General features: G+C 36.2%; 12 protein-coding genes, 2 pseudogenes and 1 riboswitch. Of the genes and pseudogenes, 5 read left to right on the top strand and 9 right to left on the bottom strand.

Annotation, left to right across the window (positions count from 1 at the left end; translation table 11 throughout):
* Window positions 1-130: 130 nt before the first annotated feature.
* The 3 genes from MKY90_RS04970 to MKY90_RS04960 form a co-directional block, all read right to left on the bottom strand.
* Window positions 131-988, bottom strand: a complete 858-nt coding sequence (locus MKY90_RS04970) for an exosporium leader peptide-containing protein (protein ID WP_341090613.1) — start codon at window positions 986-988, stop codon at window positions 131-133.
* A gap of 547 nt (window positions 989-1,535) precedes the next feature.
* A complete protein-coding gene (locus MKY90_RS04965; RefSeq protein ID WP_341090611.1) occupies window positions 1,536-1,697 on the bottom strand; it encodes a hypothetical protein in 162 nt (53 codons plus the stop codon).
* 122 nt (window positions 1,698-1,819) lie between these two features.
* A complete protein-coding gene (locus MKY90_RS04960) occupies window positions 1,820-3,559 on the bottom strand; it encodes an S-layer homology domain-containing protein (protein WP_098167700.1) in 1,740 nt (579 codons plus the stop codon).
* A gap of 691 nt (window positions 3,560-4,250) precedes the next feature.
* Between MKY90_RS04960 and MKY90_RS30375 the strand changes: the two are divergent.
* Both MKY90_RS30375 and MKY90_RS04950 read left to right on the top strand, forming a co-directional pair.
* Window positions 4,251-4,454, top strand: a pseudogene (locus MKY90_RS30375) (hypothetical protein); the annotation flags it as partial.
* An 88-nt stretch (window positions 4,455-4,542) separates the two neighbouring features.
* Window positions 4,543-5,373 (top strand): VanW family protein, encoded by an 831-nt coding sequence (locus tag MKY90_RS04950; protein WP_061689897.1) that lies wholly within the window; start codon window positions 4,543-4,545, stop codon window positions 5,371-5,373.
* 638 nt (window positions 5,374-6,011) lie between these two features.
* Here the strand turns inward: MKY90_RS04950 and MKY90_RS04945 are convergent.
* The 3 genes from MKY90_RS04945 to MKY90_RS04935 form a co-directional block, all read right to left on the bottom strand.
* Window positions 6,012-8,396: an immune inhibitor A domain-containing protein gene (locus MKY90_RS04945; RefSeq protein WP_341090606.1), complete on the bottom strand. Its 2,385-nt coding sequence runs from the start codon at window positions 8,394-8,396 to the stop codon at window positions 6,012-6,014.
* Window positions 8,397-8,679: 283 nt separating this feature from the next.
* Window positions 8,680-9,636: an ATP-grasp domain-containing protein gene (locus MKY90_RS04940; protein ID WP_341090605.1), complete on the bottom strand. Its 957-nt coding sequence runs from the start codon at window positions 9,634-9,636 to the stop codon at window positions 8,680-8,682.
* Window positions 9,629-10,687, bottom strand: coding sequence for an LLM class flavin-dependent oxidoreductase (locus MKY90_RS04935; RefSeq protein ID WP_341090603.1), 1,059 nt, complete (start codon window positions 10,685-10,687; stop codon window positions 9,629-9,631). The genes MKY90_RS04940 and MKY90_RS04935 overlap by 8 nt, the downstream gene beginning before the upstream one ends.
* Before the next feature lie 234 nt (window positions 10,688-10,921).
* Window positions 10,922-11,029, bottom strand: a riboswitch (SAM riboswitch).
* A 256-nt stretch (window positions 11,030-11,285) separates the two neighbouring features.
* Here MKY90_RS04935 and MKY90_RS04930 point away from each other — a divergent pair.
* Together MKY90_RS04930 and MKY90_RS04925 are read left to right on the top strand one after the other, a co-directional pair.
* Entirely contained in the window at window positions 11,286-11,492 is a 207-nt protein-coding gene (locus MKY90_RS04930) for a hypothetical protein (protein WP_002035364.1), read from the top strand.
* A 222-nt stretch (window positions 11,493-11,714) separates the two neighbouring features.
* A complete protein-coding gene (locus MKY90_RS04925; protein ID WP_098168917.1) occupies window positions 11,715-12,266 on the top strand; it encodes a DUF4352 domain-containing protein in 552 nt (183 codons plus the stop codon).
* A 99-nt stretch (window positions 12,267-12,365) separates the two neighbouring features.
* Here MKY90_RS04925 and MKY90_RS04920 read toward each other — a convergent pair.
* Window positions 12,366-12,556: pseudogene (locus MKY90_RS04920) on the bottom strand (DAK2 domain-containing protein).
* Between the two features lie 179 nt (window positions 12,557-12,735).
* Complete coding sequence (locus tag MKY90_RS04915) at window positions 12,736-13,242, bottom strand: RrF2 family transcriptional regulator (protein ID WP_016101675.1); 507 nt, start codon at window positions 13,240-13,242, stop codon at window positions 12,736-12,738.
* 210 nt (window positions 13,243-13,452) lie between these two features.
* On the opposite strand from MKY90_RS04915, the gene MKY90_RS04910 reads away from it, so the two are divergent.
* On the top strand, window positions 13,453-14,094 hold the full coding sequence (locus MKY90_RS04910) for an FMN-dependent NADH-azoreductase (RefSeq protein WP_016101676.1): 642 nt from the start codon (window positions 13,453-13,455) through the stop codon (window positions 14,092-14,094).
* A 74-nt stretch (window positions 14,095-14,168) separates the two neighbouring features.
* Here MKY90_RS04910 and dhaK read toward each other — a convergent pair whose 3' ends face one another.
* Window positions 14,169-15,920: a dihydroxyacetone kinase subunit DhaK gene (gene dhaK / locus MKY90_RS04905; protein WP_341090599.1), complete on the bottom strand. Its 1,752-nt coding sequence runs from the start codon at window positions 15,918-15,920 to the stop codon at window positions 14,169-14,171.
* Between the last annotated feature and the right edge of the window lie 134 nt (window positions 15,921-16,054).

The raw sequence follows: 16,054 nt of genomic DNA, 5'->3' as shown, positions 1-16,054 counted from the left end.
ATAGATGAATGCTCTATACAATTCTATTTAACATAACGCATTATTATCAGCAGTCAATGTATCTCTAAACCTATAAAAAAAGTCCCTTCAGAAACAGCCTGAATGGACTTTTCGTTCACAAAATTAAGTCTTATGAGATTTTGAAAAAAGACAATCGAGCGGCTGGTTGATTACTACCTGTATTACCTCCTATCGTAATTGACTGCCCACTAACATTATTAAGAGTAATTGTATCCCCAGCAACGACTTGAAGAAATCCAAAAGCAACAACTTCTTGGCCTGCTGCAGTTCCATAATTTACTCCATCCAAGCCTGGAGAAAGATTATTAAGAGATATAGTTACTCCAACAGGTCCTGCTTGATTTGCAGAAGTCATTAGTGCACCAATAAAATAATAAATACCAGGCACTTGAATTGTAAATGTGGAAATTCCATCAAATAAAACATTGTTTAATATAACAGCTCCAGTGCTAAAATTGACTAGAGCAAGATTAGCAAGAGTTTGTGATGTAATTGTTATAACACTAGCACTAGCAGTTGAGAGTGTTCCAGTTGCTCCTGTTTCCCCTGTTGCTCCTGTTGCTCCTGTTGCTCCTGTTTCCCCGGTTGTCCCAGTTGCTCCTGTTGCTCCTGTTGCTCCTGTTGTCCCAGTTTCCCCTGTTGCTCCTGTTTCCCCAGTTTCCCCTGTTGCTCCTGTTGCTCCTGTTTCCCCTGTTGCTCCTGTTTCCCCTGTTGCTCCTGTTGCTCCTGTTGCTCCTGTTTCCCCTGTTGCTCCTGTTGGTCCGGTAATTCCGGTTGGGCCTGTGATTCCAGGTCCTCCTGTTGGCCCAGTAGGTCCTGTTGTTCCCGTCGGTCCGGTTTCTCCTGTAATCCCAGTCGGACCAGTAGGTCCTGTAGGTAAAGTAAATGGTGGAATAGGTGGTAATGTAGGACCCAATAAATTTGGATCAAATGCTGCCCCACTCAAAAACTCATTTTTTTCATTCATGTACACACCTCCTTACGATGCTTGTACTTATCATAATTATTAAATGCTCAATACTAGATAAATGATCTTCATATAAGCGGAATTTCTCTTTTTTTATTTTCATTCGACAAAACATAACAAAATAGTTGTAACCACATTTGTTATGTTAGTTCAGGAAATCTAACATTTTACACACTGGGGGATACATATTATGAACAATAAACTATTAAAAACACTTATTTGTTGCGCTTTATTTATGGGATTAGCAGCATGTTCTTCTAACGAGACAAAAAGTTCATTTTTTCGTTTTGGAGTAATTCTAAATTTTTAGCTTGATGGGCATGGGGCACGCTCTATAAAGCAGATTTTTTTGAACGGCGTAACATATCAATATAATTCATACTGTATATCTTATATATTAAGCCAAAAGAATTAGTAAGTGATTATCGTGAAGGAGAAGCCGCAGTGGAAGTGTTTGTGAGGTTTTTTACTGAACTACGCATAGGTAGAAAAGTAGATATATACTTCTATACCTACCTTAACGTTACTTGATAAGTACTTGTTTTAATTATATATACAAGGAAATTAAACCGGATATAACAATCAATGGAAGGATTACTGCAAGTTTATTTTTTAGAGGAACACGTTTGTCTGGGACGCCTGTATGGGTAACAAAAGCAAGTAAAACCACGATTCCTATTAACACAGCAAAAATCTTCTTTTTGTCCATTGCTAATCCTCCAAAATGTAAAATTTCAAAAGTTATCATAACAGATGCAATTATGTTCCGTTATCACATTATGTCGAACTAAAATAATAAAAAAGCATCTGAAATAGATGCTTTTTTCATTATCAATACATAAACGTAATCGTCACCAAAGAATACCCTTCTTTCGCATTATACGGCTCAGCTTTATAAGAAACACGGTTCGCTCCTTTCGGATAACCGATTTCTCCAATTACTTTTTTCACATCTTGCAATGCGCCATCCATTGATTGTTTATAAAGAATTTCAATCTTTGCTGACTTTGTGCTATAACGCTGCTGCATTTTATTTTTGAATTCATTATAGTTATTTGCGATATATTCATTTCCTAAATAATTTAACTTTGTATCTTTCAATATTTGCTGATATGCAGGTGCTTTCGTACCACCTGTCGCAATTTTATTTGTTAATGTACTATAATAGTTTGTTGTAGCTTGCGGATAGTCCACGCGGTTCCACTCATGATTTCTTGCAATTTGCTCGTCAGATAAGTTGAAATAAGAATATGTTACGCGGCCTTGTTCATCTGGCACTGGATCATCAAATGTCGTATCAAGATGGTACCACTTGTTATCGATTTTCACTAAATTCCAAGCATGAGGCTGACCGTCTCCAGTTCCTACTACAAAATGATTCTCAATTCCAGCTTCTTTTAATAATTGATAGGTTAATAGTGTGTAACCTTGGCAAACGGCAGAACGATTCGCGAGTGCCTCATATGCTGTATACGCTTTATAAGACGTATCGTAAGAAACATGTTTTACAACATAGTCATGAATCGCCTTCACTTTTTCATGATCATCCATCCCGACTTGAATAATAGAAGAAACAATCGCTTTCGCTTGTTTCATCACATATTCTGTTTGTTCTTTCGTTTCACGATATGTAATATTTAGCGTAAACGTATAATTCCCTGGCGATCCAGATAGTGAGTATGAAACATTCGATCTATTATAATTTGTATACTCATTTTTACTTGCGACTTCTTTATATGCGGTGAAAAGTGTATTCATCACTTCTTTTGTATTACTGTTTTTCGTTTTATATGGAAGTGTAATATTCGTTTCATACGTATTAATAAGCGTTTGTACTTCATTTTTGAATGCTGTTAATAATGCCGCATCTTCTGTATCTTGCACCGCAACCTCAGGCTTTTTATATTTCAATGCATTATATAAAAACTGTGCATACTGTTCACGCGTTACCGTTTTAGCTGGTTCAAATTTCCCGTCTCCTGTACCAGATGCAATCCCGTTTGACTGCACCGCACTAATCGCGTTTTCTGCCCAAAACCCATTTGGAACATCATTAAATGTATGTTTTTGTTTAGCTGAAACTTGGAACGCATTTTTAATAATTTGCGCCATTTCTGCACGGCTAACAGAATCTTTCGGTCTAAAACCGCCATTTCCATCACCTTTAAAAATCCCCAATTTCGTTAACGTTAAAACCTCTTCCGGAAACATTGTAGAACCTGAGCGAATATCACGATACGGATTGTTTAAAGTAGACCCATCTTTTAATACATAACGAGCACCATCATTACTAAACGTACCACCTTGCTTATTCGGTACTAACACACGATAAATTAAAGCTGCAACTTGCTCCCTCGTCGCAACATCACCAAAACCAAACATCCCATTTCCATAACCTGAAATAATATTTTTGCTCGCTAAGTCTTTAATCGCAGGATATGACCAGTGCGATGTTGGTACATCAGAAAAAACGCCCGCTTCCGCAGCTTTCACATCACTGCCATTTGTATATAATAACGCACCACCAATAAGTGATAATGATGTAATTGATTTTAATAGTTTTGTGTACATAATGCCTTCTCCCAATACGTCTTCTATTTTTTGTTGTTTTTTGTCGAAAAATCTAAAATAATATAACAAAACACATTATACAATCAAAACTTTTCGGAGGATATACTGAATTTCAAAATATGCAAAAATTCATATCACTATAGGGATTCATACTGATATTATGCTATTTTACTTGCGAATATATAAAGTGAAACTTTAATCAGTGGGGGTTTTGTTCATCCCCCACTGATTATTAGCCTTCACCAATCGGGCGTTTACGGGCAGTTGATCTCCCACCTAACTTCTTTGCTCCAGCCGCATTTTAAGGTGGGAGTTTTACTGCCCGTTAATGCGGGATAAATAAAAAGAAAAATACTAATGTAACATTGTAAATATACATATCGATTTTTAAGCTTTTATTTCGCTAAAATGTAGCCTAAAAAACAATGCTATCTCCATTAAAATCACAATATAATCCTGAGAACATACCTTTTAACATGATTCATTGTAATTAACTTAACTTTTTATTTGCTAAGAAACTTTGCAACAGAACCTAGTAAAGTCTCAAAAAACAACTTATTATCAATCAATATTTAGTAAAAATATATTGATTCTTTAGAATTTCTTTAATTTTCATTATTCTTTATTTAAGGTTATCCTTTATATTTATAATGTATTTATTTGAATTTATCATATTGAGGCAGAGTTTCACATGACTATAAGCAATTCGAAAAATGGAAAAAACAAGGTCCCCATTAGATTAATTATACTGTTTTTTTGCGTCTCTTATCTATTTATGTTAATTACTATGCAGCTAAGAAAAGTACAATTTATTGATGGATATACATATAAGAATGTAGTTAAAAAACGAGAGAATGCGACAATTAATATTACAGTTCTGTGCGGGAAAACTTGGGTAAATTCAAAGGCATTAATAAGACAATTGATTGGGATCGTAATTACGGAAATGGTAACATATGAAAACGATGGAGAGAGGAAATAAAATGAATTTAGTGAACTTACGTCCTAAACAGCGGTCTAAGTATCGCATTCTACTAGGGACATGGTATTACTCTACAAAGAGGTACATTCAGTGGTTAGCAGATGGAAAAACATATGCAAAAACGTTTCAACAAGAAAAGTTACCCTATACAGCGATTCAGCATCGAACGATACTACTTCGTAAGCTCAAAGATGTAGATATATGGTATCAACAGAATAAAGTTGTTAATTTGAAGATTGCTATTAAACAACTAAATGGTATCGTCATTAGACCGGGAGAAACATTCTCTTACTGGCGTTTAATAGGTAAGCCTACGAGAAGAAAAGGGTATGTAGAGGGCATGATACTACACTATGGATCTTTTCAAGCAGGCATTGGAGGAGGGCTTTGTCAGCTTTCAAATTTAATATATTGGATGACCTTACATACACCATTGACAGTAACAGAGCGATATCGTCATAGTTTTGATGTCTTTCCTGATTCCAAGCGGACCCAACCATTTGGAAGTGGAGCGACTTGTTCTTATAATTATTTGGATTTACAAATCAAAAATGAAACGGACCAATCGTATCAACTTCACCTTTATATTACAGATAAGCATTTAGTCGGTGAGTGGAGAATTGCCCATCCGCAGCTTTATCAATATGAAGTATATGAAAAAGAACACTCAATCCAATCTGCATACTGGGGTGGTTATATACGACATAATGTTATTCAACGTAAAGTATATACTCAACAGAAACAGTTTATAGAAGACCAATATGTAACGGAGAATCACGCTATAATGATGTACGAACCACTATTAGCTTATAATAATGAGGAGGGTGAGTGAAGGTAACATTGGTGTATCAAGTATTTTTGTCTAGTAACACACTACATGCCTCTCTTCATATAATTAATAGGCACAACCCTTTTTGCAACATAACTTTTTCTTGTTAAAAAACTTTGTAACAGAACCTCTTTTTAGGTTCTAGTGTGAAAATAAAGGGATGTGATAATTAATTTTTTCTGTACATCATAAAAAATCAATTATACTTATCATTTCTTACAATCAAATCTGATAAGTATTTTGTAATTTAATAAAAATTTCGTATGAGAATGTATTTTTGCTCATGCATTTCAATTAATTTAAATCATGCTACATTGTAATTTGTTGATTTATTTCTACTTTTAAAACTAAAGCGGCATGCTACATAAATCTATTTTGATTTCTCGACATATAAATCGCTGCTATGCAGAATATAACAGGACCGCTACTGACTTTCTCCCTTTGTTTTATACCTCGCATGTGGAAGGAAAAGGAAATTCTCTAGAGATATCATTTCTCGTTTTTATTGAAAATAAATTTTATATCTTCCTTTCCAATGAACTGGTTCCTAAACTAAACTGCCACGTTTCTAGAATAAGAAAAGAGCTGTCCATAAGTCAGTTTCACCAACTTATGGACAGCTCTCATAGTTTCACCTTATTCTATCGATGAATCCAAACTGCACCTGCAGATTTGTCTTCAGCTTGACCTACTACTTCAAACTTCAATCCTAATTTCGGCAACTTACGTCCTGCATCTGGAATAGCGCTGTTGATGTACTGCTTAGAATCATCAAATTTTGCAACTCCTGGTAATCCTTTATAGTCAAAGATACCGCGAGTTGGCGAGTCTACTCTCCATGCTGGCGCTTGATCAAATGAGAATGCCGCATCGGCAATTTGATAACGCGTACTGCTCTTCACAGTCGGTTGTCCGTTTAATGTACCTACGATTGCCTCTGGATGAGAATCTACTACTCCTAAGAATCCTTCACCTGGATGAACACCTACCCAGTTATCTGTAAAGCTTTGATCCGCATACCATACAACCATTCCTGTATTAAAGACTGGACCACGCGCATGTTTTAACGCCGTGTCAGAACCAGCGTAATTTCTCCACTCTACGTAGTAGTTATTTTTTTTCTGTTCCAATCCGTTAGATACAGTAAATCCTTTTAACGTCATTGCTGGCCCGCCTTCTGCATCATCTGAGAAAACAACTTTTCCATCTACAGTTAATGCAGCATTATCTAACGCAAATCCTTTATAAGCTACTGCAATATCTGTTAAATACTCAAATTGCAGTTTTACTTTTTTCCCTTTAAATTGGCTTAAATCGTATGATTTATCAACCCACTTACCATCAGTTGTATCCACGCCGCCTTTTACATCTTTTTCGCCCATTCTATCAATACGTGTCTTCGTTCCATCTTCTGCAATCGCATATACGTCAAGGAAATCATACTTCGCTTCAAGTTCGTAGAATGCCTTATAATCGAACTTAGCATCCTTTGCATTTGTTAAGTCAAATACTGGTGTCTCAAGTGTTGTATGAATGTCATTTCCTTTTGTACTGTAATAAAACTTCTTACCAAATGCTGACTCGATATTTTTAATATCTTTGTCTGGCAAGTTAACACGAACGATTCCTGGTCGTTTTGATTTTGTAACACTTTGATCTAAATATGTTGCAACACCGACTCCCGTGCGAAGTTTATCATAATCTACCTCAACGATATTCGCCCAGTTGCCATTCATATTCTTTTGGAAAAACTCTTTATTTTGTGGTGAGAAACTTGTTGGCTCTGTTCCTGCAATTTTTCCAGCCCAGCTGCCGCCGCTCATAATAGACCATGACTCAACAGGTTCACCTTGTCCTGAATACTTTGTATCGTACTCATCTGGTAAGCCTAAATCATGACCATACTCATGCGCAAACACACCAACTGCTCCATCTTCAGGCTCGATTGTATAATCGTATGCAGCCATCTTTCCGCCCCAATTCGAAACAGAAGATTTTGTGCCATCAATCGCATATGGTTTTGATCCAAGTTTTGAACGATGAGACCAAATCGCATCATCTTTCAATTTACCGCCGCCAGCTTCTTGACCAACGCCAGCATGTACAACCATTAAATGATCAATAATGCCATCTGGCTCGTTTTTATTTCCATCACCATTTTGATCGTATTGATCAAATTGATCATAGTCTGCTAAATTAATTCCTTTTGCTACCGCTGCTTTTAATGCTTCTTTCACAAGATCGCGTGGCCCTAAAGGACCTTTGTTATCATGACCAGTACCTGCATCCGCACCATAATCTGAAGCTTTTCCTGGAACAGTAAGCCATTCCGTTACAGTTCCATCAACTGTGTAGCTCCCGCCAGATTGTTCTTCATAATATTGTTTAAATGTGTTAATCTTCGATCCATCAAATAACGTAAATGGTTCATTACCAAATAACATTTTTTGATAATGTTCACGATTGAAGTCCTTAGAATACATGTATCCTGGCTCTTGATCAATATTGTTATGCTTAAAATCGCTAAATTCTACAAGTAAAACAAGTACTTTATCTTTTCGAACAGTACCGTTGTACTCTTCTTGCTTCGCTGGTGCAGTAGGTACTTTTCCATTTAATTTACTAGAATTCAATCCTGCACCTTGTCCAGCTACTGGCCCTACTGTTGGCTGCTGCGCCTGTTCATTTTCCTTCATTTTTGCATCTTTTACTTTTTTCATAAAATCAGAAGCTTCTTGCGTAAGACTATCTCCTGTCAAGATTTCTTTACCAGGGTTTTCCCCTTTCTTTTTCTCAACATATTTTTCGACAGCCTTTGACGTCTCAGCTTGTGATGCAGATTGATCAATTACGCCCCGTTGTTTTAGCGCTTCTGCCAAACGCTCCTCCGGTATTAAATGCTCATCTATTGGTAGAGATGATGGCGAATCAGCATACGCTGCATGACTTCCAAAAGCAAAACTACTACTTAGTACTGCTGCTGTTGCTAAAACTGATAATGGTTTTAACTTCTTATTCTTTTTCAATGCATTTCCTCCCCAGTGTCTGCGAATTATCGTTTTTTTTGCCGATAGAAACATAATATTCTCTTTATAGAGAATATTCAATCTTTTTCAACAAATAAAATGTTGAGAAATATTTTTTTGTGCAGGGTGGGATACGTAGGATAAAAAATACAACATAAAAACTGATACTTTTCTTGCTGGTGCAAAAACTCTAAAAACCTTGTAAGTACGCTCTTAAACTTGGACATACTGATACTATTAATTTAGCAAAGGTTTGCACCAGAACCTTATTTTTTAATCAACATTATCTAACTGACTCTACTTGTTTTTCTAATTCTATTCCAAGGAATTTAGCAAGCTCAAGCATACCAAATTGATTAGCTACAGACTCTGCGTCAGAATTATAGTTTGTGTTTGTATTAATATCATACGTATAAATTGTTCCATCCGAACTGCGAATAAATTCAATACCAGCAACGGTAACTTCATTTTCTTTCAAAAATTCTTTGTATTGTTCAATAATTGGCTCTTGGAAGTCCGATATAATTTCAAATTTTGTTGACGACTCTTTCTTACTCTCTTCTCCTACTGGGTAAAAAGCATCGTGAATAGAGCACGCATCTGCTGGACAAAGCTCAAATCCTTCTGATGTATCTACTTTAACTGCATATACAAACTGACCGCCTACAAACTCACAACGTGTAATATATGGTTCTGGCGCTTCAATATACTGCTGGATTAAAGTAATTCCATCAATGGGTTCTTGAAATGTCGGACCATCCAAATATTGTTCTAAAGCATCAATAGAATGAAAAAGTTGAACACCAAGGCCTTTACCTGCACGGTTATGCTTTGTAATGAACGGTACTTCCCCTAACTCCCTTGCTGCTTTTACTATATTATCACGGCCAACAGCACCAATTGTTTTCGGCACTTGTATCCCAAAATTTCTTAATGCTGCATATTGATTCAATTTACTTACTTCAAGGCGTAATGCACGAGACCCATTAAATACTGTTCGTCCGTATCCCTCTAGCCAAGCAAGAACCCCTTCAGTCAATTCAGGTGCATATCGATGCCCTCTCGTATGTGAAGAGGCACTCATACGGCTATAAAAAACACCTTGGGGAGGTTCTTGTTCTAACGAAACAGTTCCTTCATCTAAAAACCACTCCTCATAAGGTAACTCCAGTTCTTCCAATCTTTTCACCAAATGATCCGTCCATTCCTTATTCTCATGTAATATGTAAATTTTACTCATTTGTAATCAATTCCTTTCTTTTTGCTTCAACTAATGGCATCACTTTTTCAGAAAATCGTTTCATCTCTTCAAGCTGTGGCGAAAATTGTAAAAGTAATAACGTAACACCCACTTTTTCAAAAGCAAGTATCCTTTCTGCAATTTGTTCTGGTGTTCCGATTAAATTAGGACGTAACCCGCGATTAGATACGGAATAATCATTTAGCTTCACTTGCTGTTCCAAATGCGATTTACTAATAAAGTCTTGATAACCCGCGTAACCTAAAGCATCGTCTTTCACATCCGTTATGCGTCTCCATTCTTCTAACGCCTCTTCTTCTGTATCACGACAAATGACGTAAGCCGCAAGCCCGAATGACTGCAATGGCTCCTCTGTGACTTTCTTTCTACGATTCTTCATATCTTCTATTTTCACAAATACTTCTTCCACTGTTCCGCCATGCATTACATATGCATCCGCGTGATTTACAATTACTTCTTTTCCTCGCTCACTCTCACCACCTGCATAGATCTTAATGCCTTGTTTCTGCACAGGTTTTGGACTTAAATGTGTATGATGAAGCTCATAAAAGTTCCCTTTATAAGAAAACTCTTCTTCTTTCCAAAGCTCTTTCAAAACTGTTACAAATTCCTCTGTGCGATCATATCGTTCATCATGTGCCGTAAATACCCCGCCGTACTGTCTCGCTTCTTCTTCCCACCATGCTGAAACTACATTCAATGTAAAACGGCCATTACTTAATTGATCAATATTCGCTACCATTTTCGCTGTAACTGCTGGATTGTGAAAACCAGGTCTTACAGCTGTCATAATCTCTAATCGATCTGTTACCGCAGCAAGTGCTGCCGCAGTTGTCCATGCTTCCAAACTTGGTGCTGAAACACCTTTTATATCATTTAAGTTTAATTCCGCAATAAGCGTTGTTGAAAAACCTAATTGTTCTGCCGCTTGCGCTGTTTGTTTTGCATACTCAAACGTAGGTGGCATAGATTCATCATCTACATTTCGAAGCCATCCCCCAAAAATCGGTAACCAAAAACCATACTCCACTACCTATTCCCCCTTTATCTTTTAGCCATAAAGTGAAACTTTAATCAGTGGGGATTTTGTTCATCCCCCACTGATTATTAGTTGAACCAATCGGGCTTTTACGGGCAGTTGATCCCCCACCTAACTTCTTTGCTTCCGCTGAATTTTGAGGTGGGGGTCTTACTGCCCGTTAATGCGGGATAAAAAAAGCTACTCTTATCGAAATAAGAGTAGCCTTCTTGACTAAGTGAACTGCTCTTATCTTTCAGGTGTTTTTTTCACCTGCAGGATTTGGCACCTTTCGTCTAAAACGAGGTTGCCGAAGTTTCATAGGGCCCGTCCCTCCACTTCTCAACATAAGAATTGTTTGTTTTTTATTTATTATAATCATCAGAATAATAAAACTCAATACTTTAATACTTATTTTTCCGATAAACATTAAATGATATATGAAACATCATATTGTTATAGAGATTTATAGGGTATTATGTTGTTTTACTTGCGGATATATAAAGGGCTATGTTGTATCATGTCGAAAACATCATTTATAACCAAGTTGCTTTACTTCTATCTTAAAAACACAGAAAAATAAATATCAATCAAATGAGGTGTTAGTAACATGAAAAATAAACGATGCGAGAATTGTGGTTCTACTACATTTAAAGAAGGAAGGGTTGGATCTGCTTATCATGCATATGTTTGTGAGGATGAATCTAGTAGATTCTTTTCAGGAGGGAAACGTTCCAAACTATTAACCACATTTTGTTTAGAGTGCGGTGAGGTGCAATCATTTAGAGTTGAAAAACCGGAGATATTTAAAGAATAAAATAATACTAATTACATATTTACAGTAGGAGTGATAACAACGGACGATTTCGCTACAACTAGAGTAAATACACCAATCATATTAATAAAAAACAAGAATAAGGTGTCTAAAGGACCCCCTATTTTGAGCCAATAATGAGACATTATGTTAATCTTAATAGAATCTCTTTATAATATGTATAGTTGCACAAAATTGAGAAACTTAAGGAGACAGATAAATTTTATGAGGAAATTATTCATATTACTTACTTTAATTCTAGTATTAGTCAGTGTTACGGCTGCTTGTACACAAGATAAAAAAGATAGTGCCGTTGAAAATGGTCCAATAGAAGAACCAACCGCAAAAAATGAAAATGAAGAATTAATAAATTTTGAAGAAAAAGAAGATATGAGCCGCTTAGAACAAGGTATTTTATTAGTTGGTGAGAGTGTTAAAGGAGGCTATTACTTGGCCACCGTTCAAAGTGCATATTTAAATGCTAACAACGATTCCGTCGTTGTTAATGTCTCTGTAAAAAATGTACGAGGTCAAACGATTGGACTATCAGAATTAAAATATAACTTAAAAGATGAAAAAGACGGAAAGGCCTATGAAGGAAAGGTGCTTGATCAAAACCCTTCTGATATACAAGTTAAACCAAATGAAACAGTAGAATTGAAAATAGCTTTTGAAGTAACAAGTACCGCAGATGAATATATGTTTTATATTGAAAGCTCTTTAGAATCTCTAGAAGCACACTGGAAAATCGATAAGCTGCAATCACAAAAAAACTAAGTCTCAAATAAGCAAAAAGCAATGAAAAATTTGATATAGATACAAATGAAGAATATATAAAAGTCCCTCCGCCTTAAGGCAGAGGGGATCTTCTAATTCCTATTTCAAACTACCCGCAATCTCCGTAAAGATAACCCCAAGCGCATGCGCGCATGCGCACCTGCATCTGGATAGCCTAAGCTTCTTTCACCAACTGTACCAGCGCGGCCCATGCGAGCTACAATTTCTTTCGTATACTCTGCTCCTTTTTCAAAGGCGATTTTCACTACGTTTAAAATATCTGAAAACATAAATTCATTTACTTTTTACGAAAATAAAATTGTATTTTTTAGAATTTTAATGTTAATCAATTTGAAACTTTATGAGTTAATTAAATGTGATATTTAAAGAAGGAATTTATGATGAAGTACTCACATGATGGAATTAATGTTAAAAAACAAAAAAACTCTAACTAATTCGTCATGGCGATTTAGTTAGAGTTTTTTTGTTTGAAGTATTCACGAGTATCTACCCTTATTTTTTCAGGTAAAACAATGTCAAGTTCTTTATCTAACCATGCAAGAGTCTTTTTACGGAGAAACTCACGCATGTGTTCTTCTGCTTCAAGCATTACTAAGTTAATTGTACAAGAAGAATTGCTAGGTTCACAAGAATTACAAGCCTCGTCTCGATATAGTAGGCCATTCTGCACAATATTTTTACATTGAAAAATAGGTTTTGGACCTTCGACAGCTTCTATTACATCCCAAAAAGAGATATCTTCTGGAGACTTAGCTAACCTATATCCTCCCTTTACACCTGGGACAGAATTCACAATGTCAGCTTTAGATAATTTACCGAAAACTTTTGAAAGAAATGTTTCAGAAAGTCCTTGAAACTCTGCCAAATCTTTTATTCCAACACTTTCCTTGGAAGGAGTATTAATTAAATAAACTAGGCAATGCAAGGCATATTCAACCCCAACACTATATTGCATATACAAATCACCTGCTTTTTATTTTAAGGGTTATCAAATTGTATCTTAGGACCATTTAGAATTTTAGTCAAATAAAAAAAGGCTCTTTTAGAATAGTATGTATTTCATTTGACAAAAATAATTTCAGAGTTTATATTAAAGACCGAACTAATCGACGATTAATTTAGTCGATAATTAAGACGTAAAAACTTTTAAAAAGGGGAAATACAAATGAACAAAACACTTATCATAAACGCACATCCGAAAGTAGATGATACATCATCAGTCAGCATTAAGGTTCTTAACCACTTTTTAGTATCTTATAAAGAATTAATTCCTAATAATGAAACGATTGAACAGATTAATTTATACGATGATGTAGTACCAATGATAGATAAAACTGTTTTAAGCGCATGGGAAAAGCAAGGAAATGGACAGAAGTTAACTGATGAAGAACAAAAAGTAACAGAGCGTATGTCCGAAATTTTACAACAATTTAAAAGTGCAAATACGTATGTTATCGTATTACCTCTGCACAACTTTAATATTCCATCAAAGTTAAAAGATTACATGGACAATATCATGATTGCACGTGAAACATTTAAATATACTGAAACTGGATCAGTGGGATTACTTAAAGATGGAAGAAGAATGCTTGTTATACAAGCAAGTGGAGGAATCTATACAAATGATGATTGGTATACAGAAGTGGAATACTCTCATAAATATTTAAAAGCAATGTTTAATTTCCTAGGTATTGAAGATTATCAAATCGTTCGTGCACAAGGAACAGCAGTACTAGATCCAAATGAAGTATTACAAAATGCATATAAAGAAGTTGAAGAAGCAGCTTCTAGATTGGCTAACAAATAAATTTTTTCACTGGAAGAATGATGGTTATAATTAAAAATCCCCTCCACCACAAGGTAGAGGGGATCTTCTAATTCCTATTTCAAACTACCCGCAATCTCCGTAAAGATAACCCCAAGTGCATGTGCACCTGCATCTGGATAGCCTAAGCTTCTTTCACCAACTGTACCAGCGCGGCCCATACGAGCTACGATTTCTTTCGTATACTCTGCTCCTTTAACCGCTGCTTCTGCTCCTTTTTCGAAGGCAGTTTTCATGTCTGATTCGTTTGAAGCGCTATTTAACCAAGAGTCTACACATGGAGCAAGTGCATCAACAAGTGTTTTATCACCAACTACCGCTCCTCTACCGAACGATCTTTCACCGATAGATTGTATGCCTTGAAGTGCCGCTTGCAATATTTCAGCGAACTCTTTGGCTGTTAACTCACGTTTTTCGCCTGCTGCTTTACTAGCTGCACGGAATGCTCCGCCCCAAATTGGACCAGAAGCGCCGCCGCAATGTTCCATAATAATCATTGAACAACCGTCAAGGAATGATCCTATCGTTACATTCTCTTGTCCTAAAATAGAATGCCACTCACGCTTTAATTGCTTAAATCCTTTTGCAACACTCATTCCGAAGTCTCCGTCACCTGCATGTGTATCTAACTCACAGAACGGTACTTCATTTTTAATAATAATGTCACTCATTTTATCAACGAGATAAATCATGTTATTTAATGTAATGACATTATTTTTAATAACAGCATGCTCTTCTGCTGTTTCTAGTTCAAATGAAACTTCCTTCTCTTCTACGTCTTCAAGCACATTCACGTACTCTACACTTTCAACTGGTCCATCTACTTTGAACGCTGGTGTATTACACTCTTTCGATAATAATGTTTTTAGCTCATCATCTAATTTCATCACTGTTAAAGACATACCAGCCATATCGATACTTGTCATATAGTTTCCGACAAATACTCTATTAATTTTAATGTTTCTAGCAGCTAATTCTCGCGTCACTGCGTTGTTAAATAAGTAAAGTTCTTGTAGTGGTGTTCCGCCAAAACCGTTAACTAGAAGTGCGATTTCCTCGCCATCTTTTACTCCTAAATCTTTTATTACATCATTTGTCATACGGTTAGCTAATTCATCAGCTGACATCGTTTTTTCACGCTTAATTCCTGGTTCACCGTGAATACCAACGCCGTATTCCATTTCATCTTCCGCAAGTGTGAAAGTAGGTGATCCGCTCGCTGGAACTGTACAAGAAGTTAACGCTAAACCGATTGTACGCACGTTAGCCGCTGCTTTTTCTGCGACAGCTTTCACCGCTCCTAAATCCATACCTGCTTCCGCTGCTGCGCCGGCAATTTTATGAACGAGAATAACGCCCGCAACGCCGCGGCGTCCTACTGTATATAGGCTATCTTCTACCGCAATATCATCGTCCACTTTTACGTAGTCGACTTCAATTCCATCTTCCGTCGCTAAATGAGCTCCGTTTTTGAAGTTCATAATATCGCCGCTATAATTTTTAATAATTAATAACGTACCTTTTTTACTTGCTGTCTCTTTAATTGCTTGATATACCTGAATTTGTGAAGGCGAAGCAAACACATCTCCGCACACTGCCGCATCTAACATTCCTTTTCCGACTAGACCTGCATGCGCTGGCTCATGACCACTACCGCCGCCACTAATTAACGTTACTTTATTTTCATTCATTTCTTTCTTCTTAATAACTTTATATTTTTTCAAAAACTCAAGCTCTGGATGAGCCATAACCATTCCGTTGCACATTTCCATTACTAATGTTTCTGGTTTGTTTATAATCTTTTTCATTGTGATTCTCCCTCAATTCCTTTAATATATTGTGATATATTTGAAATCTTCTTCTTACTACTCATGTTAAAATGAAAGCGTTTTATAGTAAACGGACAAAAAGGACAATCTGTCTAAAGACACCGCTCTCATTT

The organism is Bacillus sp. FSL P2-0099 (assembly GCF_038007445.1).
Classification (GTDB): Bacteria; Bacillota; Bacilli; order Bacillales; family Bacillaceae_G; genus Bacillus_A; species Bacillus_A mycoides.
The sequence above is the reverse complement of the archived record's forward strand: the minus strand, read 5'-3'. Positions and strand labels throughout refer to the sequence as shown.

Excerpts from the sequence above, each read along its gene's own strand:
- MKY90_RS04970 (WP_341090613.1), bottom strand. The coding sequence starts at position 988 with ATGAATGAAAAAAATGAGTTTTTGAGTGGGGCAGCATTTGATCCAAAT.
- MKY90_RS04925 (WP_098168917.1), top strand. The coding sequence starts at position 11,715 with ATGAGGAAATTATTCATATTACTTACTTTAATTCTAGTATTAGTCAGT.
- MKY90_RS04965 (WP_341090611.1), bottom strand. The coding sequence starts at position 1,697 with ATGGACAAAAAGAAGATTTTTGCTGTGTTAATAGGAATCGTGGTTTTA.
- MKY90_RS04915 (WP_016101675.1), bottom strand. The coding sequence starts at position 13,242 with ATGCAATATAGTGTTGGGGTTGAATATGCCTTGCATTGCCTAGTTTAT.
- MKY90_RS04960 (WP_098167700.1), bottom strand. The coding sequence starts at position 3,559 with ATGTACACAAAACTATTAAAATCAATTACATCATTATCACTTATTGGT.
- dhaK (WP_341090599.1), bottom strand. The coding sequence starts at position 15,920 with ATGAAAAAGATTATAAACAAACCAGAAACATTAGTAATGGAAATGTGC.
- MKY90_RS04940 (WP_341090605.1), bottom strand. The coding sequence starts at position 9,636 with ATGAGTAAAATTTACATATTACATGAGAATAAGGAATGGACGGATCAT.
- MKY90_RS04930 (WP_002035364.1), top strand. The coding sequence starts at position 11,286 with ATGAAAAATAAACGATGCGAGAATTGTGGTTCTACTACATTTAAAGAA.
- MKY90_RS04950 (WP_061689897.1), top strand. The coding sequence starts at position 4,543 with ATGAATTTAGTGAACTTACGTCCTAAACAGCGGTCTAAGTATCGCATT.
- MKY90_RS04910 (WP_016101676.1), top strand. The coding sequence starts at position 13,453 with ATGAACAAAACACTTATCATAAACGCACATCCGAAAGTAGATGATACA.